Source organism: Herbaspirillum sp. YR522 (genome assembly GCF_000282575.1).
Classification (GTDB): domain Bacteria; phylum Pseudomonadota; class Gammaproteobacteria; order Burkholderiales; family Burkholderiaceae_D; genus Herbaspirillum.
The window spans coordinates 13,660-39,178 of record NZ_AKJA01000058.1 but is presented as its reverse complement, the minus strand read 5'-3'; the positions used below and the strand labels follow the sequence as shown (position 1 = coordinate 39,178).

General features: G+C 63.4%; 24 protein-coding genes. 9 read left to right on the top strand and 15 right to left on the bottom strand.

What is annotated here, in order from left to right:
* Nucleotides 1-43 precede the first annotated feature (43 nt).
* The gene (locus PMI40_RS09705; RefSeq protein ID WP_008114638.1) at nt 44-505 is read left to right on the top strand and encodes a rhodanese-like domain-containing protein; all 462 of its coding nucleotides are present in this window, start codon (nt 44-46) and stop codon (nt 503-505) included.
* Between the two features lie 37 nt (nt 506-542).
* Here the strand turns inward: PMI40_RS09705 and PMI40_RS09700 are convergent, their stop codons facing one another.
* Together PMI40_RS09700 and PMI40_RS09695 are read right to left on the bottom strand one after the other, a co-directional pair.
* Nucleotides 543-1,217 (bottom strand): response regulator, encoded by a 675-nt coding sequence (locus tag PMI40_RS09700; RefSeq protein WP_008114636.1) that lies wholly within the window; start codon nt 1,215-1,217, stop codon nt 543-545.
* Nucleotides 1,218-1,277: 60 nt separating this feature from the next.
* Nucleotides 1,278-1,973: a response regulator transcription factor gene (locus PMI40_RS09695; protein WP_008114634.1), complete on the bottom strand. Its 696-nt coding sequence runs from the start codon at nt 1,971-1,973 to the stop codon at nt 1,278-1,280.
* A gap of 724 nt (nt 1,974-2,697) precedes the next feature.
* On the opposite strand from PMI40_RS09695, the gene PMI40_RS09690 reads away from it, so the two are divergent.
* The 4 genes from PMI40_RS09690 (at nt 2,698) to PMI40_RS09675 (ending at nt 7,544) form a co-directional block, all read left to right on the top strand.
* On the top strand, nt 2,698-3,333 hold the full coding sequence (locus PMI40_RS09690; RefSeq protein ID WP_157221485.1) for a DUF1120 domain-containing protein: 636 nt from the start codon (nt 2,698-2,700) through the stop codon (nt 3,331-3,333).
* A 150-nt stretch (nt 3,334-3,483) separates the two neighbouring features.
* Nucleotides 3,484-4,266 (top strand): fimbria/pilus chaperone family protein, encoded by a 783-nt coding sequence (locus PMI40_RS09685; protein WP_008114629.1) that lies wholly within the window; start codon nt 3,484-3,486, stop codon nt 4,264-4,266.
* A gap of 121 nt (nt 4,267-4,387) precedes the next feature.
* Nucleotides 4,388-6,940: a fimbria/pilus outer membrane usher protein gene (locus PMI40_RS09680; RefSeq protein ID WP_008114627.1), complete on the top strand. Its 2,553-nt coding sequence runs from the start codon at nt 4,388-4,390 to the stop codon at nt 6,938-6,940.
* Nucleotides 6,927-7,544, top strand: a complete 618-nt coding sequence (locus PMI40_RS09675; protein ID WP_008114626.1) for a hypothetical protein — start codon at nt 6,927-6,929, stop codon at nt 7,542-7,544. Before PMI40_RS09680 ends, PMI40_RS09675 begins: the two co-directional genes overlap by 14 nt.
* Before the next feature lie 170 nt (nt 7,545-7,714).
* Here PMI40_RS09675 and iscX read toward each other — a convergent pair whose 3' ends face one another.
* From iscX to iscR, 9 genes are all read right to left on the bottom strand, one after another.
* Nucleotides 7,715-7,909 carry a Fe-S cluster assembly protein IscX gene (gene iscX, locus PMI40_RS09670; RefSeq protein ID WP_008114624.1) on the bottom strand — a complete coding sequence of 65 codons (195 nt, stop codon included), beginning with the start codon at nt 7,907-7,909 and terminating at the stop codon, nt 7,715-7,717.
* Nucleotides 7,910-7,942: 33 nt separating this feature from the next.
* Nucleotides 7,943-8,281, bottom strand: coding sequence for an ISC system 2Fe-2S type ferredoxin (gene fdx / locus PMI40_RS09665; RefSeq protein WP_008114622.1), 339 nt, complete (start codon nt 8,279-8,281; stop codon nt 7,943-7,945).
* 54 nt (nt 8,282-8,335) lie between these two features.
* Entirely contained in the window at nt 8,336-10,201 is a 1,866-nt protein-coding gene (gene hscA, locus PMI40_RS09660) for a Fe-S protein assembly chaperone HscA (RefSeq protein ID WP_040501865.1), read from the bottom strand.
* 19 nt (nt 10,202-10,220) lie between these two features.
* Nucleotides 10,221-10,844: a LysE family translocator gene (locus PMI40_RS09655; RefSeq protein ID WP_008114617.1), complete on the bottom strand. Its 624-nt coding sequence runs from the start codon at nt 10,842-10,844 to the stop codon at nt 10,221-10,223.
* Between the two features lie 7 nt (nt 10,845-10,851).
* A complete protein-coding gene (gene hscB / locus PMI40_RS09650) occupies nt 10,852-11,367 on the bottom strand; it encodes a Fe-S protein assembly co-chaperone HscB (RefSeq protein WP_008114613.1) in 516 nt (171 codons plus the stop codon).
* 178 nt (nt 11,368-11,545) lie between these two features.
* On the bottom strand, nt 11,546-11,869 hold the full coding sequence (gene iscA, locus PMI40_RS09645; protein WP_008114611.1) for an iron-sulfur cluster assembly protein IscA: 324 nt from the start codon (nt 11,867-11,869) through the stop codon (nt 11,546-11,548).
* Nucleotides 11,870-11,961: 92 nt separating this feature from the next.
* Entirely contained in the window at nt 11,962-12,363 is a 402-nt protein-coding gene (gene iscU, locus PMI40_RS09640) for a Fe-S cluster assembly scaffold IscU (protein ID WP_008114608.1), read from the bottom strand.
* 83 nt (nt 12,364-12,446) lie between these two features.
* Entirely contained in the window at nt 12,447-13,700 is a 1,254-nt protein-coding gene (locus tag PMI40_RS09635; protein WP_008114606.1) for an IscS subfamily cysteine desulfurase, read from the bottom strand.
* A 16-nt stretch (nt 13,701-13,716) separates the two neighbouring features.
* Entirely contained in the window at nt 13,717-14,211 is a 495-nt protein-coding gene (gene iscR, locus PMI40_RS09630) for a Fe-S cluster assembly transcriptional regulator IscR (protein ID WP_008114605.1), read from the bottom strand.
* A 282-nt stretch (nt 14,212-14,493) separates the two neighbouring features.
* Between iscR and PMI40_RS09625 the strand changes: the two genes are divergently transcribed.
* The 3 genes from PMI40_RS09625 to PMI40_RS09615 all read left to right on the top strand — a co-directional run bounded on the left by PMI40_RS09625 (nt 14,494) and on the right by PMI40_RS09615 (nt 18,016).
* The gene (locus PMI40_RS09625; protein WP_008114604.1) at nt 14,494-15,264 is read left to right on the top strand and encodes a FadR/GntR family transcriptional regulator; all 771 of its coding nucleotides are present in this window, start codon (nt 14,494-14,496) and stop codon (nt 15,262-15,264) included.
* A 234-nt stretch (nt 15,265-15,498) separates the two neighbouring features.
* Nucleotides 15,499-16,413 (top strand): 5-dehydro-4-deoxyglucarate dehydratase, encoded by a 915-nt coding sequence (gene kdgD, locus PMI40_RS09620; protein ID WP_008114603.1) that lies wholly within the window; start codon nt 15,499-15,501, stop codon nt 16,411-16,413.
* 166 nt (nt 16,414-16,579) lie between these two features.
* On the top strand, nt 16,580-18,016 hold the full coding sequence (locus tag PMI40_RS09615; RefSeq protein ID WP_008114602.1) for an aldehyde dehydrogenase family protein: 1,437 nt from the start codon (nt 16,580-16,582) through the stop codon (nt 18,014-18,016).
* Between the two features lie 111 nt (nt 18,017-18,127).
* Here PMI40_RS09615 and PMI40_RS09610 read toward each other — a convergent pair whose 3' ends face one another.
* The 4 genes from PMI40_RS09610 to PMI40_RS09595 all read right to left on the bottom strand — a co-directional run bounded on the left by PMI40_RS09610 (nt 18,128) and on the right by PMI40_RS09595 (nt 24,454).
* A complete protein-coding gene (locus PMI40_RS09610) occupies nt 18,128-19,951 on the bottom strand; it encodes a methyl-accepting chemotaxis protein (RefSeq protein ID WP_008114601.1) in 1,824 nt (607 codons plus the stop codon).
* 275 nt (nt 19,952-20,226) lie between these two features.
* Nucleotides 20,227-21,324 (bottom strand): beta-propeller fold lactonase family protein, encoded by a 1,098-nt coding sequence (locus PMI40_RS09605; RefSeq protein ID WP_008114600.1) that lies wholly within the window; start codon nt 21,322-21,324, stop codon nt 20,227-20,229.
* Nucleotides 21,325-21,457: 133 nt separating this feature from the next.
* Nucleotides 21,458-23,038 carry a galactarate dehydratase gene (garD, locus tag PMI40_RS09600; RefSeq protein ID WP_008114599.1) on the bottom strand — a complete coding sequence of 527 codons (1,581 nt, stop codon included), beginning with the start codon at nt 23,036-23,038 and terminating at the stop codon, nt 21,458-21,460.
* A gap of 75 nt (nt 23,039-23,113) precedes the next feature.
* Complete coding sequence (locus PMI40_RS09595) at nt 23,114-24,454, bottom strand: MFS transporter (RefSeq protein WP_008114596.1); 1,341 nt, start codon at nt 24,452-24,454, stop codon at nt 23,114-23,116.
* A 447-nt stretch (nt 24,455-24,901) separates the two neighbouring features.
* Between PMI40_RS09595 and PMI40_RS09590 the strand changes: the two genes are divergently transcribed.
* Entirely contained in the window at nt 24,902-25,468 is a 567-nt protein-coding gene (locus tag PMI40_RS09590; protein WP_008114595.1) for a hypothetical protein, read from the top strand.
* Nucleotides 25,469-25,519 lie beyond the last annotated feature (51 nt).

The following is a 25,519-nucleotide window of genomic DNA, read 5'->3' as shown; positions in this document are numbered from 1 at the left end:
CGAGAAATAGGGGCATCCTTGTTCTTTTCGATGAGAGGTTTCCATGAGCCCACAACACATTCTCGACCTTGCACAACAACGAGGCAAAGACGGCCAGACTCCCTACCGCGGCGCGGTCACCCCCACCGAAGCTCATTCGTTGCTATTGGGAAACCCCGTTGTCAAATTGGTCGATGTGCGCACCAGGGCCGAGCGCGACTGGGTGGGGATGGTCGACCTGCCGGCGTCCCAGCATCTGTTCGTGCAGTGGAACCTGTACCCCGAGGGTACGCCGAATCCGCAATTCATCGAGCAGCTGGCGGCCGTGGCAAGCCCGGCCGACACCCTGCTCTTCCTGTGCCGCTCGGGGGTGCGTTCCAGGCACGCCGCCAAGCTGGCCAGCGAACATGGCTATGGCAACTGCTTCGATATCCTGCAAGGTTTCGAGGGCAACAAGGATGCGCATGGGCACCGCAAGACGGTCGAGGGCTGGTGCCAGGCTGGCCTGCCCTGGATCGGCGCCTGAAACCGGTGACCGCGGCCGTGGTGGCGCCGGCCGGATCTCAGCCCAGCGCTTGGCGCAGCGCCTGGATCAAGGCAGCGACATCGCCCTCGGCCTCGGGCTGCGCCCCCGCGCTGGACTCGATTCGCTCGAGCAGGCTCACCATGACCGGGCGTTGCATGGTCAGCGCCGCCCCTTTCATGCGGTGTGCCAGCCGCATCACGACATCCCGCTCGGATTGCCGGTGCGCCAGCGCCATGGCGTCGAGGTCGTGCAGCGAGGTCTGGCGAAACAACGATTCGAGATCCGGCGGGACCTGTTCGGCGTACGCCACCGGCGCCTCCTGGACCGGGTCGAAGTCGCACCACAGCGCCAACAGGTGCTTGAACTGGTCCTGCGGCAACGGCTTGCCCAGCATCCCGTCCATGCCGCTATCGAGGCACAGCTGGGTGTGCGCAGCGTCGACCTCGGCCGAGATGCCGATCAGTGGCGTATAGGTGGCAGCGCCTTCTTCGCGTCGGCGCACCTCGCGTGCGACTTCGTAACCGTTCATGTCGGGCATGTAGCAGTCGAGCAGCACCAGGTCATAGTGCGTCCTGGCCAGCGCCGCCAACGCGCTGCCACCGTCTTGCGCGCACTCCACCTCGCAACCGCTACGCAGCAATTGCTTTTCCAGCATGGTGCGGCTGGTGGCCGAATCATCGACGACTAATATCCTGGGCCGGTGTTGGTTCATGTTCATTCCATGTTGGAGTTTGCGTTGGCCGCTGCGCCAGCCGCCGTGAGCAGCAATTGCCTAGAGGTCTGCCAACTGGTGCTGGATCTTGAACAACTCGTTGTCGCTGCGGACCCCGAGCTTGCGGAATGCCGACTGCTTCTGGCCACTGATGGTTTTGACGCTGCGCGCGAATTTTTCTGCGATCTGGGTGACCGACATGCCTTCCAGGCAGCACCGCAATACCTCGCGTTCACGGGGCGACAGTTCGGAATTGCCGATCAGCGAATCGCGCACCGGCTCGTCGCCCGGCGGCTGGTACAGCAACGGATCCTTGACGTTCATCGACGACAACTCGGCGTCCATGGCGTCATTGATGTAGGTCCGCCCCACGGAGACGGTACGTATCGCCATGATCAGTTCGGACAGCTCCTGCGACTTGCCCACGAAACCACGCGCGCCGGCGCGCATTGCCATGGCGATGGTGGCCGGGTTGTAGTGCGACGACGAGACCAGGATCCGGCTATCCGGAAAATGCACCCGCAATGCCCGAATCAGGTGCAGGCCATCGATGTCGTTGGAGCCGAGCGAATAATCGATCAGCAGGATATCGGCAGGCGTGCGGCGCAGGCCGGCCATCATCTCCCGGCTGCTGGAGAACATGCCGACGACCTGGAAGTCGGGCTCTTCAGCAAGGCGGCCGGCCAATCCATAGCGCACCACGGCATGGTCGTCGAGCAATGCGATGCGAACAGTCGGTGCTGATGCCCATGTCATCCTGGAATCCCCTTTTTGGCTGGTGGCCTGACGGCTCTGCACGGGCGAGCCTATCAACGCCAGAGCCCCCCGCCGACGCCGATCCGAATACGGCGACGTCTACGGCAGAAAGTTTAACAACAGCCTGCCCGCTCAAACGGATGAATAGAAGGATGAATGTCGCCAGTGATGCGACAACCGTGGTTGAACGTCGCCCCCGTGCAACATTGCGCTGCCAGTTCAACCGTGACATCCACGAACGCCGCGGGCGGTACGGTAACGCTTTTTTCCTCGGGTCGCAAACGATGCAACAGTGTCCGGGCCGGCCGGATGTCACGACTGCAACATGTTGTACCGCGAGAAACACGACAAAAACAACACAGCGATTTTCACGGTCCGACGCATTCTGACAAATGAGAATTTTCTTGAATATGCATGAAATAAAAAATATAGGATTTAGTAATTTTTCAGACACCTGAAAAATTCTGGAAACATGGCAACAATTTTCGAGCGCGTGGCCTTGCAGCGAGGGCACCGATGTGCGCCACGCACCAAGCCTGCAGCCGTTCCCGGGCCTGCCGGCGATGGCCCCCGGCGCGCTGGATTTAATTGATGAATCGCTTTATCGTTGGCGCAAGTCATCCCTGTTTGGTCGCGCCGCGGCCTGGATCGATCATCGAGCGCCATGCAACCAGAATCGATACCCTTTTTTCGCTCTTCCCGCCTGCGACTGCCGGCCGTGATCATGTCACTGGCGCTGCTGCCGGCGTCGGCGCAAGCAAGCACCACGGTGGCCATGGAAGTGCTGACCACGGTCACGCCAGCGGCCTGCACACCGGCCCTGTCGCACGGCGGCAAAGCCAACTACGGCGTGAAGGACATGGGCATGCTGGTGCCGGGACGGATCACGGCGCTGCAGCCGTTTTCGCTCAGGCTGACCATCACCTGCGATGTCGCCGCGCTGTTCGCCATCAAGCTCACCGACAACCGCAGCGCCTCGATGATTCCAGGCATCGTGGCGTCCGGCCTGGGCAATGCCGCCTACGATGACGATCTCAATTTCGGCCTGGGCATGGCGTCTGGCGCACGCATCGGCGGCTACGCCATCGTGTTCGACCCGGCCAGCTACACCGGCGACTATCGCCGCGTGCAATTGATGGCGTCGGCCGACGGCGTCAGTTGGCGCCATCACGCCAGCGGGCTGGGATCGAAGCGCGAACTGTTGTCGTGGGGCGCCGCCGACACCACCAGCATCTCGCCCTACAAGGCGGTCGAAGGGGTGCTCACGGTGCGGCCTTTCATCGACAAACCGGAACACCTGCGACTGAACCATGAGATCGAACTCAATGGTTCGACCACGCTTGAATTGAATTACCTCTGAATGGCAAAAAGCCGGTGCGCCGCGCGGCGCATGATGGCCGCTCGAGCCACCAAATCAAATTATTTTTAGGAAAATCTCATTGTTTTCGCCATATAGACTCTAGTCGCTCATAGTAGGCGACCATGCGTGCAGATTTCACTCGGGGGCCTCATGACATCTCACGCATCAACGCTGCAAGACATCCACTTCTCTTCCCATATACCGCAATCATCGATCACCGCCGGGTTGGCGCGGCGGGCGCCAGCCTGGCTCAAGTCGCTGGGCATGCTGCTGCTGTTTGCAGGATCGCCCGCAGCATGGGCCAGCGGCATGCTGCCCGAGACCTCGGTAGTCATCATCAACGAGGCCGATGGCGAAAGCACGATGAACGTCAAGAACACCGACCCGGCCGCCACCCTGCTGCACACTTCGATCCAGCACCTACCCGAAGACAAGGAACCGCTGGTGGTGGTATCGCCACCGGTGGCCCGGGTCGAACCGGACCAGACCCAGCTGGTGCGCTTCATCCTGCAACTGAAGGAACCGCTCAAGACGCAACGCCTCAAGCGCGTCGTGTTCGAGGGTATCCCGCAGCGCAATGCCGACGGCGGTGTCAAGGTCACCATGAACGTGCGCCAGAACCTGCCGCTGATCATCCACCCCAAGAACCTGGCCGCCAATCGCGAGCCATGGAAGTTGTTGAAGTGGGCCATCTCGGGCGACCACCTGGTGATGCACAACGACAGTGCCTACGTGGTGCGCTTCGCCCAGGCGGTATCGCTGCTGCCGTCCCGGGTCGATGTCGACATGGGACGCACCTATATCCTTCCAGGTGAAAAACTCAGCGGGCAGATCAAGGACGGCGCTGCCGGCGCCACCACGGTGCGCATGTCGCCGGCCACCGTGTACGGGTTTTCGGTAGATAACTTCGACGCTCCGCTCGGCAAGTCCTGAGCCCGTCCCGACGATGAAGATCCATCGCATGGCCTGGTTGCAGATGCAACCGGGAAAGACATCTGTTCGCCGCTGCCGGACGGCGCAGCAAGCCCTCCGGCGGGCCAACAGGAGCGCGCTCATGCCGTGCATGCGCGGCACGCCGCATGCGATGCTGCTGACATTGGCCGGCCTGATGGCACCGGCACAGGCCTGGGCCCAGGACTCGGCCGGTTTCGACCTCGACATGCTGCGCGAACGGGGCATAGATCCGCAGATCGCCGAATACTTCAAGGATGCCGCGCGATTTCGCCCCGGCATCAACGTAGTGACGCTGTTCGTCAATGGCCAGCTACGCGGACGACTGGAGGCCCGCTTCGACGACAAGGGCGAACTCTGCTTCGACGAGCGCCTGCTGGACAAGGGCAACCTGCAGCTGCCGCAGCCCTCCGTGGCGGCAGTGGACGGTGCCGGCCAGGATGGCGCCGGCGCCGTCTGCCATGGCTTTCTCGAGGCCTATCCGCAGACCGTGGTCGAGCTGCGCCCCGGCAAGGAAGAAGTCGCGCTGGTGGTGCCCACCGAATCGCTGCGCCCGGCCCAAGCCGATTTCTCGGGCTACAGCTCGGGCGGCGTGGCGGCCCTGAGCAACTATGACATCGTCGCCTCGCGCAGCCAGTTCGGCCAGGCCGGCAGCAGCTTCATGTCGGCCAACCTCGAGTTCGGGCTCAACATGGGCGACTGGATCCTGCGCACGCGCGAGATGGTCTCGCGCCAGGAAAACTCCTCGCAGCGCCAGCACCTGTATGCGTATGCGCAGCGCACGCTGATCGATTACACATCGATTCTGCAGGGCGGACAGATCAATATCCTCAATACCGCCTTCGCTGCCGGCCCGATCACCGGCATTCAACTGGTGCCCGAGGCGGCGCTGTCGACCGGGTCGCTCAACACGGTGATGGTCGAGGGAATCGCGCAGGGCCAGGCGCGCATCGAGGTACGCCAGAACAGCGCCTTGATCTATTCCACCATCGTCCCGGGCGGCCCGTTTGCGCTGACCGACCTGCCGCTGCTCAACGGCACCGGCGACCTGGACGTCACGGTCATCGAGAACAACGGTGCGCAGCGCCGCTTCACGGTGCCGGCCGCTTCCTTGCACGGCGCCAGCTTCGGCCTGCAACGCGGTATCTCGGTGGCGCTCGGCAAGATGCGCTCGCTGGGCAATTCGACCGCGCGCCAGCCCTGGCTGCTGACCGCCAGCGGTGGATGGGCATTGGGCAAGAACAGCAACCTCAGCGCCGGCATCATGGCGGCCACCGGTTACCACGGCCTCAGTTGGGGGCTGGACGGCCGACTCGGCGCCAACAACCTGAGTTTCCAGCAGCGGCTGGCGCGCGCCAGCCGCCTGGGCCAGCGCGGCACCCAGTTCAGCCTGGGCGCCAGCCGCATCCTGGCAGACGATTTCTCGCTGAGCCTGTCGACCACGCAGCAGACCCTCGGCTATCGCGACCTGGGCGACATCGGCGCCAGCCAGCCGGCCCAGGACATCCCGTTGCCGCCGACCGATCCCGGCGCGCCAGCGAGCAAGCCGGAATATGCGCGCTATCGTGCGCAATATTCCGCCACGCTGGGCTGGAACCAGCGCTGGCTGGGCGGGTTCAGCATGTCGTATTCGCGCTCCACCCAGTTCAACGGCAGTTCGACGCAGCGGGTGATGGCGTCCTGGGGGCGTACCTTCGACTTCGGCACCGTCAACCTGAACCTGGAGCGCCAGTTGGGCTCGGCGCCGGGGTCTGCCGGCATCGGTAGCCGCCGCCAGGATGGCGGCAATCCCACGGTCTTCTACCTCACACTCAGCATCCCGCTGGGCAAGAGCAGCGTGCGCGGTTACCTCAACAACAGCGGTGGCCACCAGCGCATGGGCACATCGTTCAGCCAGCAGGCAGGTGACGGCCTGAACTATTCGATCGCGGCCGAACGCAGCGCCGAGTCGGGCGCCACCGACCTGTCGGCGCAGGCGTCGATGCTGCCACGCTATACCCAGGTCAACCTGGGTTACGCACGCTCGGGCAGCGGCAGTACTTCGATCAATGGTGGCCTGCGCGGCGGGATGGTCCTGCACAAGGGCGGCTTGACGCTGTCGCCCTACGCCGTGCAGGACACGTTCGGCGTACTGCAGGTGGGCGACATCGCCGGGGTCAAGGTCAATACGCCCTATGGGCCGGTGTGGACCGACTGGAAGGGACAGGCGGTGGTGGCACAGATGGCGCCCTATGCGTCGACCCGTCTTGAGATCGCCACGCGCAGCTTGCCGCGCAATGTCGACCTGCGCAACGGGCTCAAGCAGCTCGATCCGGGTCGCGGCTCGGTCAGTCATGTCGATTTCGAGGTGCTGCGGGTGCGGCGTATCCTGCTCAATGCCAGGGACCTGCAGAAGCGACCGCTGCCCAAGGGCGGGTTCGTGCTCGATGCCGACAAGCAGTTCGTCACCACCGTGGTCGACGATGGCCAGATATTCCTGCTCAACGTCACGCCCGGCGCGGCACTGCAGGTGGTCATGCCCGACGAGAAGACCTGTCGCTTGCACTACCAGTTGCCGGAGAAGGTCGACAGCGAGGTGTTCTACGAGGCAGTCGATGCCGTCTGCAGCCCCGACATGCACGTCAAGATGAAAGGAGTCCCCCATGCGCACAGCTGAATGCCGGCCTACCGGCCGGTCCCGCCGCCTGCCATCGCAATGCCACCGATGCCTGTCGTGGGCCTGGCTGGTCGCTGCCCTGCTGCTGCCGACGGCGGCCGGCGCGTCAGAAGACCGGCAGTGCCAATTGCAGATCAGCAGCGGCACCGTCGACTACGGCGCCGTGACGCGTGCCGAACTGCTGCTGCGCCAGGTCTCTCCACTGACAATGGCGCTGGGAAAACAGACCGTGACGCTCAGCGCCAATTGCCCGCAACCGAGGTTGATGACCGTGTTCTACCGGGGCAGCAGCGCCGACGCAGGCAGCTACCGGCTGGGCGAAGGCGGTGCATTCAGCCTGCGTGTCCTGAGCGCGCGGCTGGACGGTCGCACGGTGGGCGTGGGTACTGTCAATACGGTGGGACAGCTTCCCCTGACCCGGGGCGACAGCGCGGTGCTGGCCCCGGCAACGGGCGTGGTGCCGATCGTCGATGACGTACCGGTCAAGGGCAGTGTGCTGTCATTGCAGATCGAGATCGACGCCAGCGTGCACGCCATCGCCAGCCGGGTACCCGACCGTACGGTGTTTCGCGGCAACGGCAATTTCGAACTGCTCGAGCATTGAACTCGTAATGAGGTGGCATCGACGCCCGGCGCATGGCCGTGGCGCAGTTGGCCCGCCCGGCGGAATACGGCGCTGACCGGCAGCCCTTTACCGGCGGCCCTTGACCGACTGCCGGCGCACGCGGGCCGACGCCATGGCCGGCGCGAGCGCGGTGCGGCCATCCCTGCGCGTTACCGGGCTTCCTCGATCCAGGCGGCCTGGATCGCCTCGAGGATGCGCTCACCGGAACGGTTCGGTTCATCGTCGAAACCGTCGAGCTCCAATACCCAGCGATGCAGGTCGGTGAAGCGGATGGTCTCGGGGTCGACGTCGGGAAACCGGTCGTTGAGATCCTCGGCAATGCGCTGGGTGTCGGTCCATTTCATGTGCTGCTCCGGTTGGCGCGTGGCATGCGCCGTTCAGTGGTTTTCGGAAGCGTGGTTGATCGTGTACTTGGGGATCTCGACGGTCAGGTCGTCCTCGCCCAGCACGACCTGGCACGACAGGCGCGAGGTCGCTTCCAGTCCCCAGGCCATGTCGAGCAGGTCTTCTTCCTTGTCGGTCGGTTCACCCAGGGTCTCGAATCCCTCGCGGATCACCACGTGGCAAGTGGTACAGGCGCACGACTTCTCGCAGGCGTGCTCGATATCGATGTCGCTACCCAGCAGCGCATCGCACAGGGTCTGGCCGGAGGGCGCGTCGATCACCGAGCCCTGGGGGCACAGTACCGGATGCGGGAGGATGACGATCTGGGGCATAAATGACTTTCAGCAATGTTCAATGGTGACGCCACGGCATACCAGCACCGTGGCCTACGATACTTCGTCGAGTTTCTTGCCGGCCAGCGCGGCATGCACGCTGCGATCCATGCGCCGTGCGGCGAACTCTTCGGTGGCGTGCGCCAGCGCTTCGACCGCGGCCTTGATGACCAGGTGGTCGCTGCCCTGGGCCGCTGCGGTCACGGCCAGCATCCGCTCTTCGATGGCGCCGCGTTCGTCCTCGCTCAACAGGGCACTATCGACGGCCAGCGCCGACTGCGTGGCCAGCACGATGCGCTCGGCCTCGACCTGTTCTTCGCGCAGGGCGCGACGCAGCATGTCTTCGTCGGCCGAACTGAACGAATCCTGCAGCATGCGTGCGATCTCGTCGTCGGCCAGGCCGTACGAGGGCTTGACGCTGATCGAAGCCTCTACCCCCGAGGTCATCTCGCGCGCCGAGACCGCCAGCAAGCCATCGGCATCGACCTGGTAGGTCACCCGGATACGGGCCGCCCCGGCGGCCATCGGCGGAATGCCACGCAATTCGAAGCGCGCCAGCGAGCGGCAGTCGGCAACCAGTTCGCGCTCGCCCTGCACCACATGCACGGCCATCGCCGTCTGACCATCCTTGAAGGTGGTGAATTCCTGCGCCCGCGCGCACGGGATGGTCGAATTGCGTGGAATCACCTTCTCGGCCAGCCCGCCCATGGTCTCGATGCCCAGCGACAGCGGAATCACGTCCAGCAGCAGCCAGTCGTCCCCGGGCGCCCGATTGCCGGCCAGCAGGTTGGCCTGCACTGCCGCGCCGAGCGCCACCACCTTGTCGGGATCGATGTTGGCCAGGGGATTGGTCTGGAAGAACTCGCCCACCGCCCGCCGCACATGCGGCATGCGGGTGGCACCGCCCACCATCACCACGCCGTCGATGTCGTCCACGCTCAGGCCGGCGTCGCGCAGCGCACGACGCACGGGGGTGACGGTCTTGGCCACCAGGTGCTGGGTCATTTCGGCGAACTGCTCGGCCGACAAGTTCAGGTGCACCTCTTCGCCCGACCTGAGCACGGCATCGATGTCGACCTGCGCCTTCGACGACAGCAACTCCTTGGCTTCGCGCGCCTTGACCATCAGCAGTCGGGTATCTTCGTCCGACAGCGGCTGCAGCTGCGCCTGCTGGCTGATCCAGCAGAACAGGCGATGGTCGAAATCGTCGCCGCCCAGGGCCGAGTCGCCGCCCGTGGCCAGCACCTCGAACACGCCACGCGCCAGCTTGAGGATGGAAATATCGAAGGTGCCGCCGCCCAGGTCGTAGACGGCGAAGATACCCTCCGAACCGTTATCGAGTCCGTAGGCGATGGCGGCAGCCGTGGGTTCGTTGAGCAGGCGCAGCACGTTCAGGCCGGCCAGTTGCGCCGCATCCTTGGTGGCCTGGCGCTGGGCATCGTCGAAATACGCCGGTACCGTAATGACGGCGCCGACCAGGTCGTCGCCCAGCGCATCCTCGGCGGTCTGGCGCAAGGTGGCCAGGATCTGCGCCGAAATCTCCACCGGACTCTTGACGCCGGCCACGGTCTTGATCTGCACCATGCCAGGCGTGTCCTGGAAGTCATAGGGCATGTTCTCGGCATGGGCGATATCCTTCAGGCCGCGCCCCATGAAGCGCTTGACCGAGACGATGGTATTGCGCGGGTCGCTGGTCTGCGCGGCTTGCGCCTTGTAACCGATATTGGCGTGGCCGTTGGGCAGGTAGCGCACCACCGACGGCAGCAGGCTGCGACCGTCGTCATCGGCCAGCACTTCGGGAATGCTGTTGCGCACCGTCGCCACCAGCGAATTGGTGGTGCCGAGATCGATGCCGATGGCCAGGCGCCGCTGATGGGGCGCGGTCGACATGCCCGGTTCTGAAATTTGGAGAAGAGCCATGAGGTATCGGGCGTTTGCGTTATTCGGGTAAGGCCATCCTGATGCCCAGGCCGATGAAGGCACAGCCTGCGAGGCGATTCAGATGGACCGAGGCCGATGCGCGACGACGGAAATACGCGCCGACGCTACCGGAGAAAAGTGCAATGCTGCTGAAGATGACGAATGCCTGGGCAATGAACACCATGGCCAGTACCAGCATCTGCAACGGTACGTGGCCAGCTTGCTGGTGCGTAAATTGCGGCAGGAAGGCGATGAAGAACAGCGTCACCTTGGGGTTGAGCATGTTGGCCAGTACGCTCTGCCAGTAGATGCGGCGCAGCGGTACCGCTTGCTGCGCGGCGGCGCCACTGGCCAGCATGCCACCGGCGGCACCGCGCAAGGTGCGGTATCCGAGGTAGATCAGGTAGGCCGCGCCGGCATACTGCAACGTGTGATAAGCACCCGGATAGGCCTTGATGACGGCGGCAAAGCCCAGCACGGCCAGCAGCGTATGGAACACCAACCCCGACGAAAACCCGGCCGCCGCCACCAGCCCGGCGCGCCGGCCCTGCGCAATCCCGCGGGTGAGCACGTAGATGTTGTCGGGTCCGGGGGCCAGCGTGAGCGTCATGGCCGCCAGCAGGAACAGGAAAACGTCTGGCATGGCGGGCCTATCCTTCGATCATCGCAAAGGCGTCGCCGATCTCGCTGGCGAACTTCTCGAGGAACATCAATTGCCGCACCAGCTGCGCCGTCTCGACGTACTGGGCCGCCTCGAGCAGCACTTCGATCTGCGCCACTTCGGCCCGGCGCGCAGCCAGCAGTTCGGTGTTGAGCCGCTCCAGTGCGTCGAGGTCGCGCTGGGCGCGCGCATCGTCGAGCGTCTCGCGCCATTCCATCTGCTGCATCAGGAACGCCGGCGCCATCGAGGTGTTCGATTCGGTCTGCAGGTCGACGCCATGCAATTCGCACAGGTAGCGTGCGCGCTTGAGCGGGTTCTTCAGCGTCTGGTAGGCCTCGTTGGCACGGGTGGCCCACTGCATCGCCACCCGCTTTTCGGCGGCGCTGGCGTCGACGAACTTGTCGGGATGCGCCTGGCTCTGGACGCGATGATAGGCCTGCTCCAACGCCTTGATGTCGACGGCGAAGCACTGCGGCAACTGGAACAATGCAAAGTGGTCTTGCATGGTGTGGGCGATGGTCGGACTCGAAAAATAAAAAGCCTGTCGGACTTCAACAGGCTTGGCAGATCAATAACCGCCTCGACAAGGGACGGGATGATGGGAAGATCGCAGGCTGTCACGTGGTTCGGCTAAGCGCTGGCCGCCGTCGGCACCGCACGGCGTCGAAAGAACGACGGCGTGGTCAGATGCGGAAGCTTTCGCCGCAACCGCATTCATCCTTGACGTTCGGGTTCTGGAACTTGAAACCCTCGTTCAAGCCTTCACGCGCAAAGTCGAGCTGGGTGCCATCGATGTAGGGCAGGCTCTTGGGATCGACGAAGACACGAATGCCATGCGATTCGAAGACCTCATCCTCGGCGATCTGCTCATCCACGTATTCGAGCTTGTAGGCCAATCCCGAACAGCCGGTCGTGCGCACACCCAGGCGCAGGCCGATGCCCTTGCCACGACGCTCCATGTAGCGAGTGATGTGTTTCGCTGCCTTCTCTGTCAATGTGATTGCCATGATTGCCTGCCTTGCTGATCCATGACGACGGCCGATGCCGTCGCCAGTTGTGTCACGTACTCGATATGCCTGCCGCTACCCTGCGCTGCCTCTCAGGCAGCCACCTGCTGCTCGCTGCCGTGCTTGGCCTTGTAGTCCTGCACCGCAGCCTTGATGGCGTCCTCGGCCAGGATCGAGCAGTGGATCTTCACCGGTGGCAGCGCCAGTTCCTCGGCGATCTGCGTGTTCTTGATCGACAAGGCCTGGTCCAGCGTCTTGCCCTTGACCCACTCGGTCACCAGCGACGACGAGGCGATGGCCGAACCGCAGCCATAGGTCTTGAACTTGGCATCCTGGATGACGCCATCGGCGCCCACCTTGATCTGCAGCTTCATCACGTCGCCGCAGGCCGGCGCGCCCACCATCCCGGTGCCGACGGTCTCGTCGCCCTTCTCGAAGGCGCCGACGTTACGTGGATTTTCGTAGTGGTCGAGTACTTTTTCCGAATAAGACATGTTGTTGCTCCTTGAACGTGGTAAAGACCGCCACCACAGTGCTGCAAGTCATTGCGTGCTAGCGGCGGCTGGCGTTGTGCTGGTTAGTGGGCAGCCCACTTGATCGTCGAAAGATCGACGCCGTCCTTGTACATATCCCACAGCGGCGACAGTTCGCGCAGCTTTCCGACCTTGCTCTTGATCAGGTCGATCGTGAAATCGATATCTTCCTCGGTAGTGAAACGACCGATGGTGAAACGGATGGAGCTGTGCGCCAGCTCATCGCTGCGGCCCAGGGCGCGCAGCACGTAGGATGGCTCCAGGCTGGCCGAGGTGCAGGCCGAACCGGACGACACGGCGATATCCTTGATGGCCATGATCAGCGACTCGCCCTCGACGTAGTTGAAGCTCACGTTCAGGTTATGCGGCACGCGATGATCCATGTCACCGTTGATGTAGGTTTCTTCGATCTGCTGCAGGCCGCGCGCGAGGCGATCGCGCAGCGTACGGATGTGCTGCAGTTCGCTTTCCATCTCTTCGCGCGCCAGGCGGAAGGCTTCGCCCATGCCCACGATCTGGTGCGTGGCCAGGGTACCCGAGCGCAGGCCGCGCTCATGCCCGCCGCCGTGGATCTGCGCCTCGATGCGCACCCGCGGCTTGCGGCGTACATACAACGCCCCGATGCCCTTGGGACCATAGGTCTTGTGGGCCGAGAAGCTCATCAGGTCGATCTTCCACTGCTCCAGGTCGATCTTGACCTTGCCCGTCGCCTGGGCGGCGTCGCAATGGAAGATGATGCCCTTGGAGCGGCAAAATTCGCCGATCTCGGCCACCGGCTGGATCACGCCGATTTCATTGTTCACCAGCATCACCGAGACGAGGATGGTGTCGGCACGCACGGCCTTGGCGATATCGTCGACCGACACCAGGCCGTTGTCCTGCGGTTGCAGGTAGGTCGCCTCGAAACCCTGGCGTTCCAGCTCGCGGAAGGTATCCAGCACCGCCTTGTGCTCGGTCTTGACGGTGATGATGTGGCGACCCTTGGTCTTGTAGAACTGCGCCGCGCCCTTGATGGCCAGGTTGTTGCTTTCGGTCGCGCCGGAGGTCCAGATGATCTCGCGCGAATCGGCGTTGACCAGCCTGGCCACCTCTTCACGCGCCTCTTCCACCGCCTTTTCGGCCGACCAGCCATACATGTGGCTACGTGAAGCCGGGTTACCGAACTGTTCGCGCAGGTACGGGATCATCTTGTCGGCAACACGCGGATCGACCGGGGTCGTGGCCGAGTAATCCATGTAGATCGGGAAGTGCGGAGCCTTGATGGTCTCCAGCAGGCTTTTTTCCAGAGGGGCGTTCATAGTTAAAGACTCCAAATCAGGCTGCGGCTTGCGGGCGATGCATCACCACCACGCTTTGCTTGTCGGCGGCACGATGCTCCGCCGTCTTTTGATGCTTTTGCTGGTCGACCAGGTCCTGCAGCGACACCGAATCGAGATACTCGACCATCTTTTCGTTGAGGGTCGACCACAAGTCGTGCGTCATGCAGCGCGGTCCGCCCGGATGCGTGGTGCTATGGCAGTTTTCCTTGCCACCGCACTGCGTCGCATCGAGCGGCTCGTCGACCGCGATGATGATATCGGCCACCGATACATCGGCGGCCTTGCGGGCCAGGTTGTAGCCGCCACCAGGGCCGCGCACCGACTCCACGATCTGATGACGTCGTAATTTGCCGAACAATTGTTCGAGATATGATAAGGAAATTTCTTGACGCTCGCTGATGGCAGAGAGCGTGACGGGGCCATTGCCTTGGCGTAACGCCAAATCAATCATTGCTGTCACGGCAAAACGGCCTTTGGTGGTAAGACGCATGAAATCCCTGCTCCCGATACAAGTGAACCAGATCCCTGAATTCCCGAATATTTGACTCAAGTATATCAAACCTGACTAAATCCGTCAGGTACTAAATGTGGTCATTTCCTGGGGTACAAGTGCGCAAAAATTCGCTTGAAGTGAAAATCCTGTCAATTTCATCGTTCGCGTCGGCATTTGATTGCAAACCGCTCTTATCGATCTGGTAAGATGTCGCAACTCTTTTTCATCTGGACGAGGCCTGGCGACCGACGCTGCCCCGTCATTCCAATTAGAAACGACATGGATGCAAGCGATACCCCCAGTCCCCTGATGCGCCCTCGCCGCAAGGCCCAGAGCCTGTCCCAGGAAGTTGTCGCGGCGCTGTCCGAGATGATCGCCAACGGCGGCCTGCAGCCGGGCGACAAGTTGCCCACCGAATCCGAGATCATGCAGGCCCAGGGCGTCAGTCGCACCGTGGTGCGCGAAGCGATCTCGCGACTGCAGGCCGGCGGCCTGGTCGAGACCCGGCATGGCATCGGCACCTTCGTGCTGGAGCAGAAGAAGTCGTCCAACATCAATATCGATCCGGCTACCATCACCACCATGCGCGACCTGCTGGCGCTGCTGGAATTGCGTATCAGCCTCGAAACCGAGACCGCCGGCCTGGCCGCAGCCCGGCGCAGCGAAGAGCAACTGGCCGACATCCGCCGTGCACTAGAAGCGTTCCGCGAAAACCAGTTGTCGGGCGGCGACACGGTCGGTCCCGACTTCCGCTTTCACTTCGCCATCGCCAACGCCACCGGCAATCGCTATTTCATCGAGATCATCAGCCACCTGGGCATGGGCGTGATCCCGCGCAAGCGCATCAATACCGCCGAGCTGGCGCACGATCCGCAGTCCAGCTACCTGGACCGGGTCCAGCGCGAGCACGAGGATATCTACGACGCCATCGCCCGCGGCGACACCGAAGCCGCACGCGCGGCCATGCGCAACCACCTCACCAACAGCCGCGAACGCCTGCGTCGCGCGCAGCAGGAAGCCGAATCCGGCCACTCGGGCGCCACCGCCTGAGGCCAATGCCCTGCCCCGCTGCGCCGGGCGCCATTGCGCCTGGCGCATCACCGCCGCCGCACTGCCATCCCACCGCTACACCACTGCCGCACCAGATCGCCCACCCCGGGTGACACCAAAAAGTGCTGGCTTTCTGCGATTTCATGTTGTACGATGACTGATATCCTATCGAGAGATAGGATCACGACAAGAACAAGCGGCTTTCCATCCAATTCCTAATGGCGACAGACAACCATGTACACACCCCAAGACCTCAAAAAGATCCTTTCCTCCGGCCTGCTGTCGTTTCCGCTGACCGACTTCGATGAGCAGGGCGACTTCCGCCCCAAGACCTATATCGAACGCCTGGAATGGCTGGCCCCGTACGGCGCCAGCGCCCTGTTCGCCGCCGGCGGCACCGGTGAATTCTTTTCGCTGGTCCCCAGTGAGTACTCGGATGTCATCCGCACCGCCGTCGAGACCTGCCGCGGCAAGGTGCCCATCATCGCCGGTGCCGGTGGCCCGACCCGCACCGCCATCGCCTATGCGCAGGAAGCCGAGCGCCTCGGCGCACACGGCATCCTGCTGATGCCCCACTACCTGACAGAAGCCAGCCAGGACGGCATCGCCGCCCACGTCGAGGCAGTCTGCAAGTCGGTCAAGTTCGGCGTCATCATCTACAACCGCGCCGTGTGCAAGCTCAACGCCGAGACCCTGGCAGGCCTGGCCGAGCGTTGTCCCAACCTGATCGGCTTCAAGGACGGCGTGGGCGAGATCGAACCGATGGTGGCGATCCGTCGCAAGCTGGGCGACCGCTTCACCTACCTGGGCGGCCTGCCTACCGCCGAAGTCTATGCCGCCGCCTACAAGGCACTGGGTGTTCCGGTGTACTCGTCGGCCGTGTTCAATTTCATCCCCAAGACTGCGGTCGAGTTCTACCAGGCCATTGCCAAGGACGACCACGCTACCGTCGGCCGCCTGATCGACGATTTCTTCCTGCCTTACCTGGAAATCCGCAACCGCAAGGCGGGCTACGCGGTGTCGATCGTCAAGGCCGGCGCCAAGATCGTCGGTCACGACGCCGGTCCGGTGCGCACGCCCCTGGTCGATTGCACCCCGCAGGAAGTCGAACAACTGGCCGCGCTGATCAAGCGCCTGGGCCCGCAGTAAAGGCAGGCTCGTCAATGCCCGTGCGCAGCCTGGATCACCCCGGGCAACGCCGCGCTTGACGGTGTCCAAAGGGGCCGCAGGAAACTGGGGCCCCTTCGCTTTTGTGCCGCCCCTGGGTTGCCGGCCTGTTGCCGGCACCGACAACAACTCATGCAAGGAGAACCGAATGTCCGAGTTTGCCAACCTGATCAACGGCGAATGGCTGCAAGGCGCCAGCGTCAACAAGAACATCAATCCATCTGACCTGTCCGACGTCATCGGTGAATACGCCCAGGCCGACGCGGCCCAGACCGAGATCGCCATCGGCGCCGCGCATGCGGCGTTCCCGGCCTGGAGCGTAGGCAATATCCAGGCCCGTTCGGATGCCCTCGACAAGATCGGCACCGAGATCCTGGCACGGCGCGAAGAGCTGGGCACCCTGCTCTCGCGCGAGGAAGGCAAGACCGTGCCGGAGGGCATCGGCGAAGCCACGCGGGCCGGCAACATCTTCAAGTTCTTCGCCGCCGAGGTGCTGCGCATTCGCGGTGAAAAACTGGCATCGGTGCGGCCCGGCATGGATGTGGAGATCACCCGCGAACCGCTGGGCGTGATCGGCATCATCGCGCCATGGAATTTCCCGCTGGCGATCCCGGCCTGGAAGATCGCGCCGGCGCTGGCCTACGGCAATACGGTGGTGTTCAAGCCGGCCGAACTGGTGCCAGGCTCGGGCTGGGCAATCGCCGACATCATCAGCCGCTCCGGCATTCCGGCCGGCGTCTTCAACCTGGTCATGGGTCGCGGCTCGGTGGTCGGCCAGCGCTTCATCGAGGACCGTCGCGTGGCCGGCATCTCCTTTACCGGCTCGGTGGCCACCGGCAACCGCGTGGCACAAGGGGCGATTGCCCGCATGGCCAAGTTCCAGCTTGAAATGGGCGGCAAGAACCCGATGGTGGTGCTCAACGATGCCGACCTCGACATCGCAGTGAGCGCCGCCGTGCAAGGCGCATTCTTCTCCACCGGCCAGCGCTGCACCGCATCGAGCCGCCTGATCGTCGAAAAGGGCATCTATCCGCGCTTCATCGAAGCGGCCCGCGAACAACTGGCCCAGGTCCGGGTTGGCCATGCCCTGCACAAGCAAACCCAGATCGGCCCGGTGGTCGACCAGTCGCAACTGGACCAGGACCTGTCCTATGTCGCCATCGCCAAGGATGAAGGCGCGCGCCTGGTCAGCGGCGGCGAGCGGATCGCGCGCGACACCGAGGGCTTCTTCATGGCACCGGCCCTATTTGCCGATGCCGACAACAACATGCGCATCTCGCGCGAAGAGGTGTTCGGTCCGGTGGCTGCCGTGATCCCGGCCGACAACTACGAGCACGCGCTGGCCCTGGCCAACGATACCGAGTTCGGCCTGTCGTCGGGCATCTGCACCACCTCGCTGAAGTACGCCACGCACTTCAAGCGCCACGCGCAAGCCGGCATGGTGATGGTCAACACCGCCACCGCCGGGGTCGACTACCATGTGCCGTTCGGTGGCCGCAAGGGTTCCAGCTATGGCGCACGCGAGCAAGGCGCCTATGCCGCCGAGTTCTACACGACGGTCAAGACCTCCTATACGCAGGCCTGATACCGGCACGGGGCCATGCCGGCCGCGCATGGCCCTCATCGCGAACATAAAAAAAAACCTTCGTCGACATCGACGAAGGTTTTTTTCATCCCGGCCGGGCCGGTCGGTGCATCAAAACTCTTCCCAATCCTGGCTGTCGTCCTTGGCCCGGGTGCTGGCCGAGGCCGGCTTGGACGAGGGCACCGGCAGCTTGGGCGCGCTCTTGGGAGCAACCGGCTTGGGCGCGGGTGCAGCCGCGACCTTGGGTGCAGCCGCGACCTTGGGTGCAGCCGCGACCCTGGGTGCTGTCGCCGGCGCCGCGGCCGGCGGTACCGGAGCGCTCGCCAGCGGCGCCGGCTTGGGTGCCGGCGCGCGGGTGGCCGTCACGGCTGCCGCATGCGCCTGGGCATCGATCTTGAAGATGCTCACGGCGTCGACCAGATGGGTCGCCTGCGCCTGCAGCGACTGTGCGGCCGCCGCTGCCTCTTCCACCAGGGCGGCATTCTGCTGGGTCACCTCGTCCATCTGCGTGATGGCCCGGTTGACCTGTTCGATGCCGGTGCTCTGCTCACGGCTGGCCTCTGCGATCTCGCCGACGATATCGGTGACGCGTTGCACGCTGTCGACCACATCGCTCATGGTCATGCCGGCCTGCTCCACCAGCTGGCTGCCGGCGGTCACCTTCTCGACCGAGGCATCGATGAGCGACTTGATTTCCTTGGCCGCTGCCGCCGAGCGCTGCGCCAGCGACCGCACTTCCGAGGCCACCACCGCAAAACCGCGGCCTTGCTCGCCGGCACGCGCGGCTTCCACCGCCGCATTCAATGCCAGGATGTTGGTCTGGAACGCAATGCCGTCGATGACGCTGATGATGTCGACGATCTTTCGCGAGGACTCGTTGATGGCCTGCATCGTATCGACCACCTGCGCTACCACCTCGCCGCCCCGGCTGGCGGTGCCCGAGGCCGAATGCGCCAACTGGTTGGCTTGCATGGCGTTCTCGGCGTTTTGCTTGACGGTGCCGGTCAGCTGCTCCATCGAGGCGGCGGTTTCTTCCAGCGAACTGGCCTGCTGTTCGGTACGCGAGGACAGATCCATGTTGCCGGCGGCGATCTCACGCGCGCTGGTGTCGATGCTCTCGGAACTGGTACGCACCCGCGAGACGGTGTTCAACAGGCTTTGTTGCATGGCCCGGATGGCACCGAAGAGGCGGCCGATCTCATTGGTGCTGTCGACCTCCACCCGCGCGGTCAAGTCGCCGCCGGCCACCTGGTCCAGCAGCGCCACGGCGCGGTTGAGCGGGGTCAATACGATATTGCGCAACAGGAAGTGCACGCCCAGCACCAGCAACAGCGCACCCGTGAGGCCAGCGCCCACCAGCCACACCACCATGTTGTATTCGTTGGTCCGTTCGTTGGCGGCGGCGTCGTTGAGCTCCATGGCGCGCGCCTGGTATTTCTCGAGCGCGGCCGAGAAGCGACCGCCACCCGGGTTGATCTGCTTGTCGTTGAGTTCGGAATAGGCTGCCGCATCGTCGGCCTTGAGCAGGTCGTTGGCCTGCTTGAGCATGGCCGACAAGGCGCGTGCCGATTCGATCAGCTCGGTCTTGTGGGCCGGGTCCTGGCCCGGCAGGTCGGCCAGGGCGGCGAAGCTGTCGAGCGACTTCAGGCCACGTTCATAACTGTTCTGGGCGCTCTTGAAGGCCGACTCCTTGATGGCGGCCTCGTTCTTTTCCTTCAGGTTGCCGTACGCGCGAGACAAGGCCGAACGCGTGCGCGTGGTGTCCTTGTAGACGTCATTGATGAGCATGTTGCGCTCGGTGACCTGATGCACGAACTCGGTCGACTGGTTGGCGCGGCCCAGGGCAAAGATGCCCACTGCCGCACCGACGACGATCATGCACGAAAACAGCGCCAGCGCGCTCATCAGACTGAAGCGAACCGTTAGATTACGCATACCACTCTCCCACTCTCTGCTTGGTTTTTTTGCAATAAAGAAAGCCAGCTTCCCTGACCCAGCCGCTGAAGATACATCAGCCCCGCCCCCGGCCAAGATATCAACATGCTGGCGAAAACCCGCCAATTCCGCTGTTAGGTGACTTTCTGCTGGCGCGATTTTGCACGCATGACAACACCAGGCCCGTGTCCTGGATCAAGTAATGCGTCGATTGAACGAACAATTGCCGAGGCACAACCGGCAACGCGAGCCCGCCGCGCTGCCGGTCGAAACGGTCAAGGCAGGTCGATGATCTCGACCCAGTTGGGATTGCGACCCAGGCTATAGCGGAACAGCGGCTTCAAGGCGCCACTGTCGCGGTCGATGGCGTAGCTGGTCAGGCCCGCCTTCTGCCCTACCGACAACAGGAAACGCCCTTGCGGATCGATGTTGAAACCGCGTGGCTGGGTCTCGGTGGGGATGTTGGCCAGGCGCGTGAGCTTGCCGCTGACGGTATCGACGGCATAACTGGTCAGGCTGCTGGAGGTGCGTTCGCTGGCATACAGGAAGCGCCCATCCGGGGTCAGGTGCAAGTCGGCGGTGGCCAGTTGTTCGCTGCTCTTGAAGCCTTCGGGCAAGGTCGAGTCGGTGCCCTGCAGGCTCAGGCGCCCGGTCGCCGCATCATAGCCGTAGGTGTTGACGGTGCCATCGAGTTCGTTGGTCGAGTACACGAAGCGCTTGTCGCGCGCAAACACGAAATGCCGCGGACCGGCGCCGGCCCGGGTGGCCACCGAGGGCGGATCGTTGGGCACCACGCGGCCGGTGGCGGCGTCGAAGCGAAACTGCAGGATCACGTCGCTGCCCAGGTTGGAAGCGAACAGGAACCGGTTGTCCGGGTCGACCTGCGCCGAATGGGCATTCTTGCCGGTCGCCAGCACCGCCAGCGGCGGCACCTGCACGGTGCCATCGTCGCCGATGGCATTGAGCGAGATACGGTTGCCGGTATAGGACGCCGCCAACAGGTACTTGCCGCTGCGGTCGGTAGCGATATTGGCCATGTTGTCGGCCAGTGGCACCGTCGACAGTTCCTTGAGCTTGCCGCTGGACGGATCGATGGCGTAACTGACCACCGAATAGGGCTGGCCGCGCAACGAAGCGTAGAGGTAGCGATGGTCCGGGCTGATGGCCAATGGCATCACGGTACTGCCGGTGGCGACCTTGTCGATCAGGTTCACGCTGCCGTCGCCGTTGAGCAGCAGCACGTAGATATCCTGGCTATCGGCATTGGACACGTAGGCCACGGTGGCGGCGGCGGCATTGCCGCCGACCACGGTCAGGGCCGAGATGGCCAGCGCGGCCGCGCCGCGCGCCACGGTGGATGAGTTGAAATGCATGGCGTCTCCGATATTGGATGATGTTTTTGTGGGTGCGGCAAGTACAGCAACTACGATGAGTAAGGCAGGCGCAGCCGACGAAACCGGGCCTGCCAGAAAAAAGGACCCGCGAACGGGCCCTTGCTGAAAAACCTCAGGTGACCGGCGCCGGATTGAACAGCGTCAGCGCGTTATGCAGCTTCCACTGTTCGGCCCAGGTGCGCTTCTTGCCACTGGCCACGTCGAGCATCAGCTGGAACAGTTCCCAGCCGACGTCTTCGATGGTGGCCTCGCCGCTGGCGATGCGTCCGGCGTTGACGTCCATCAGGTCGTGCCATCGACGCGCCAGGTCATTGCGGGTGGCGACCTTGATCACCGGTACCGCCGCCAGGCCGTAGGGCGTGCCGCGACCGGTGGTAAAGATGTGCAGGTTCATGCCGGCGGCCAGTTGCAGGGTGCCGCAGATGAAATCCGAGGCCGGCGTGGCCGCGTAGATCAGGCCCTTCTGCTGCAGCTTGTCGCCCGGCGACAGCACGCCCGAGATCGGGCTGCTGCCCGACTTGACGATCGAGCCCATGGCCTTTTCGACGATGTTGGCCAGACCACCCTTCTTGTTGCCGGGGGTGGTGTTGGCGCTGCGATCGACGCCGCCCTGCTGCAGGTATCTGTCGTACCAGTCCATCTCGCGGATCATCGCCTGGGCGACTTCCTCGTTGACCGCGCGCGAGGTCAGCTGGTCGATGCCATCGCGCACCTCGGTGACTTCCGAGAACATCACCGAGGCGCCCGCGCGCACCAGCAGGTCGGTGGCAAACCCCACTGCGGGATTGGCCGTCACGCCCGAGAAGGCATCGCTGCCGCCACACTGCACCCCGACCACCAGGTCGGCGGCGGGACAGGTTTCGCGACGACGCTTGTCGAGTTCGACCAGGCGCGCCTCGGCCATCGCCAGGATCGAATCGATCATCGAATTGAAGCCGACATGTTCGGCATCCTGCAGGCACACCACATAGGGTTCGCCAGTCTTGTGGATGGGGATCATGTTCTCGGGCAGCAAGCGGTTCGGTTGCAGCTTTTCGCATCCCAGGCTGACCACCATCGCCTGGCCGCCGAAGTTGGGGTTCAAGCTGATATTGCGCAAGGTCCGGATCGGAATGCCGGCATTGGGTGCATCGATGGCCACGCCGCAGCCGTAGGTGTGTTCCAGCGCCACCACGTCCTCGACGTTGGGGTACTTGGGCAGCAGCTCGGCGCGGATGCGCTTGACCGCATGCTCGACCACGCCGGCCACGCATTGCACGGTGGTGGTGATGGCCAGCAGGTTGCGGGTGCCCACCGAGCCATCGGCATTGCGATAGCCCTCGAAGGTATAACCTTCCAGCGGCGGCTGCGGCGCCGGCTTGCGGGTGGCGATGGGCAGGTTGTCGAGTTCGCGTGCCGGCGGCATGACCACCAGCGACTCCTCGATCCAGCTTCCCTTGGCAATATCGCGCGCGGCGTAGCCGATGGCCACGTCGTAGCGCATGATGGCGTCGCCCTTGGCCAGGTCGCGCAGGGCGATCTTGTGACCCTGCGGCACACGGTCGATCAAGGTCAGGCCATCGGCAAAGACGGTACCGGCCGGCAGGCCCCCGTCGTTGACGACAATGGCGACGTTGTCGGTGTCGTTCATCATGATGTAGCGCGGGCTGGCGGCGGAAGCTGAAAGCGTGCTGGCGGTGATTTCGGTAGTCATGCTGATTCCCTGCAACTGGACCAAACTTGAAAGAAGAGACGTGCGGCCCGCCGGGGCGGGCCGCCTGCTGCCGGCTCAGGCGTCCTTGAGCTCGACGCGCTTGATTTCCTTGACCACGACAAGATAACTGATCACGGTAATGAGCGCATTGATGCCCACGAACACCAGGGCACCGGAGAACGAGCCGGTTTCCTTGACGATGTAGCCGATCACGATCGGGGTGGTGATGCCGGCGATGTTGCCGAAGGTGTTGAACAGGCCGCCCGACAGGCCGACGATCTGCTTGGGCGCGGTATCTGCCACCACCGCCCAGCCCAGTGCGCCCACGCCCTTGCCGAAGAAGGCCAGTGCCATGATCGCCACCACCATCCACTGCGCTTGCACGTAGTTGCACAGGATCATGGTCATCGATAGCAACATGCCACCGACAATAGGAATCTTGCGCGCCCAGGTCACCGAGAAGCCGCGCTTGATCAGGCGATCCGAGATGAACCCGCCCATGACGCCACCGATGAAGCCGCACACGGCCGGGATCGATGCCACGAAACCGGCCTTGAGGATCGACATGCCGCGCTCCTGCACCAGGTAGACCGGGAACCAGGTCAGGAAGAAATAGGTGATGACGTTGATGCAGTACTGGCCGATATACACACCCAGCAGCATGCGATTGGTCAGCAACTGCTTGATGTAGCCCCGCCCCTTGGTCGAGGGCGCGGCCACCTTGCGGTTATCCATGTCGACCAGGCCGCCGCCCTGCTCGATATGATCGAGCTCGGCCTTGTTGATCATCGGATGATCCTTGGGGCTGTAGATGATCTTGGCCCAGATCGCAGCCAGTACCAGGCCGAATACGCCCATGACGGTGAAGACATGGTGCCAGCTGTAGGCATGGACGATCCACGCCATGAGCGGCGTAAACAGCACCGCCGCGAAGTATTGGGCCGAATTGAAGATGGCCGACGCAGTGCCGCGCTCGTTGGTAGGAAACCAGGCGGCGACGATGCGGCCATTGGCCGGGAACGACGGCGACTCGGCCAGGCCCACGATGAAGCGCAGGATGAACAGCGACACCACGGCCGCGCCGGTGCTCATCCAGGTCACGCCAGCCTGGAGCATGGTGAAGATCGACCACAGCGCGATACTCCACATGTAGATCTTCTTGGAACCGAAGCGGTCCAGCAACCAGCCGCCCGGCAACTGCGCCAGTACATAGGCCCAGCTGAAGGCCGAGAAGATATACCCCATCGTGAGGGGATCGAGGTTCAGTTCGCCCTTCATGGCCGAGCCGGCGATGGACAAGGTGGCGCGGTCGGCATAGTTGACCGTGGTCACCACGAACAGCATGAACAAGATCAGGTACCGCACATGGCTTGGCTTGCCGGCGATGATCGACGCCGTCGTATTGCTTTGTGTCACTTGTTTTCTCCAGATCTCGTCTCGCCTTCAGTCGATACGCCCACGCCCGGCACCGTGCCACGGTGCGCCGCAGAGTGTCTCCTTTAACGTTTTGTTTTTTATTGAAGGGGTGTATTTGTTATAAGACATCGTACAACGATGAAGCGAGTATATCAGGTGTCCACACTTTGGCAAGTGCCCGGATGACAGGCCGATGACAAAAACCTTGGTCGGCTGCAATCCCTTTGCTGTCGCGCGCTCTGGTCAATTCCCCGAAGCTCGGCGGCGGGCGCCGCCCGGGCCTCGCGCGGACTATCCCGACATCTGCCACACAAGGCTTGGCGCCCATCCGAGCGAGCAGGTTGTATGACATGATCGACTCGCAGGATGATAATGCGCGTCCTGCGACACCCCGCGCATGATAGATTGCGTCGCAGCGAAATAAAATAACACTCGGAGGAGCTCGCCATGTCAGAAGCCCAGGTAACGGCAAACTATCGCTTCGTCGGTGCTTACCAGGAGGTCAATACCCGCATTGCGCAACGCCAGCAGGCGCTGACCATCTACGTATCCATGGTATTGAGCCTGCTGGCGGCACTGGTGGCGCTCAAGCCGGGCACCGCAGGCGCCCCCTTGCCGATCCAGTGGCTGGTGCTGGGCTTTCCGGTGGCCTCGACCTTCCTGGCGCTGATGAGCTACAAGGCAGAGATGGCCATTACCAACCTGCGCCGTTTCCTGTGCACCCTGGAGCGACTGGGCAACGACAATGGCGCGCTGCCCAGCTATAACGCCAATGCGTCGTGGTCGATCAACGCCAACCGGGCGCGGCAGATGCAGGACTATGCCGCTGCCCTGCTGGCCGCCGGGGGCAACGCTGTCGGCTTGCTGGCGGCGGTAAAGATCTACCCGGTGCAATTTGCCGAGAGCCCCTCGGCATGCTGGATCGCGGGCACCGTGGCGGTGGTGTCGGTGGGCTTGCTGTTATGGATTCCGCGCCTGAGCTTCATACCGGTCGAGGACGACGGGTCGCGCTAAGCCATCGGTTACACGCGGCGCGGCAGGATGGACGAAAAAAAAGCACCCCGA

Excerpts from the sequence above, each read along its gene's own strand:
- iscU (WP_008114608.1), bottom strand. The coding sequence starts at position 12,363 with ATGTCTTATTCGGAAAAAGTACTCGACCACTACGAAAATCCACGTAAC.
- hscA (WP_040501865.1), bottom strand. The coding sequence starts at position 10,201 with ATGGCTCTTCTCCAAATTTCAGAACCGGGCATGTCGACCGCGCCCCAT.
- PMI40_RS09675 (WP_008114626.1), top strand. The coding sequence starts at position 6,927 with ATGCGCACAGCTGAATGCCGGCCTACCGGCCGGTCCCGCCGCCTGCCA.
- PMI40_RS09655 (WP_008114617.1), bottom strand. The coding sequence starts at position 10,844 with ATGCCAGACGTTTTCCTGTTCCTGCTGGCGGCCATGACGCTCACGCTG.
- garD (WP_008114599.1), bottom strand. The coding sequence starts at position 23,038 with ATGACTACCGAAATCACCGCCAGCACGCTTTCAGCTTCCGCCGCCAGC.
- iscR (WP_008114605.1), bottom strand. The coding sequence starts at position 14,211 with ATGCGTCTTACCACCAAAGGCCGTTTTGCCGTGACAGCAATGATTGAT.
- PMI40_RS09605 (WP_008114600.1), bottom strand. The coding sequence starts at position 21,324 with ATGCATTTCAACTCATCCACCGTGGCGCGCGGCGCGGCCGCGCTGGCC.
- PMI40_RS09635 (WP_008114606.1), bottom strand. The coding sequence starts at position 13,700 with ATGAACGCCCCTCTGGAAAAAAGCCTGCTGGAGACCATCAAGGCTCCG.
- kdgD (WP_008114603.1), top strand. The coding sequence starts at position 15,499 with ATGTACACACCCCAAGACCTCAAAAAGATCCTTTCCTCCGGCCTGCTG.
- fdx (WP_008114622.1), bottom strand. The coding sequence starts at position 8,281 with ATGCCCCAGATCGTCATCCTCCCGCATCCGGTACTGTGCCCCCAGGGC.
- PMI40_RS09700 (WP_008114636.1), bottom strand. The coding sequence starts at position 1,217 with ATGAACCAACACCGGCCCAGGATATTAGTCGTCGATGATTCGGCCACC.
- PMI40_RS09705 (WP_008114638.1), top strand. The coding sequence starts at position 44 with ATGAGCCCACAACACATTCTCGACCTTGCACAACAACGAGGCAAAGAC.
- PMI40_RS09610 (WP_008114601.1), bottom strand. The coding sequence starts at position 19,951 with ATGCGTAATCTAACGGTTCGCTTCAGTCTGATGAGCGCGCTGGCGCTG.
- PMI40_RS09690 (WP_157221485.1), top strand. The coding sequence starts at position 2,698 with ATGTCACTGGCGCTGCTGCCGGCGTCGGCGCAAGCAAGCACCACGGTG.
- PMI40_RS09625 (WP_008114604.1), top strand. The coding sequence starts at position 14,494 with ATGGATGCAAGCGATACCCCCAGTCCCCTGATGCGCCCTCGCCGCAAG.
- PMI40_RS09590 (WP_008114595.1), top strand. The coding sequence starts at position 24,902 with ATGTCAGAAGCCCAGGTAACGGCAAACTATCGCTTCGTCGGTGCTTAC.
- PMI40_RS09615 (WP_008114602.1), top strand. The coding sequence starts at position 16,580 with ATGTCCGAGTTTGCCAACCTGATCAACGGCGAATGGCTGCAAGGCGCC.
- iscX (WP_008114624.1), bottom strand. The coding sequence starts at position 7,909 with ATGAAATGGACCGACACCCAGCGCATTGCCGAGGATCTCAACGACCGG.
- PMI40_RS09680 (WP_008114627.1), top strand. The coding sequence starts at position 4,388 with ATGCCGTGCATGCGCGGCACGCCGCATGCGATGCTGCTGACATTGGCC.
- PMI40_RS09685 (WP_008114629.1), top strand. The coding sequence starts at position 3,484 with ATGACATCTCACGCATCAACGCTGCAAGACATCCACTTCTCTTCCCAT.
- iscA (WP_008114611.1), bottom strand. The coding sequence starts at position 11,869 with ATGGCAATCACATTGACAGAGAAGGCAGCGAAACACATCACTCGCTAC.
- hscB (WP_008114613.1), bottom strand. The coding sequence starts at position 11,367 with ATGCAAGACCACTTTGCATTGTTCCAGTTGCCGCAGTGCTTCGCCGTC.
- PMI40_RS09695 (WP_008114634.1), bottom strand. The coding sequence starts at position 1,973 with ATGACATGGGCATCAGCACCGACTGTTCGCATCGCATTGCTCGACGAC.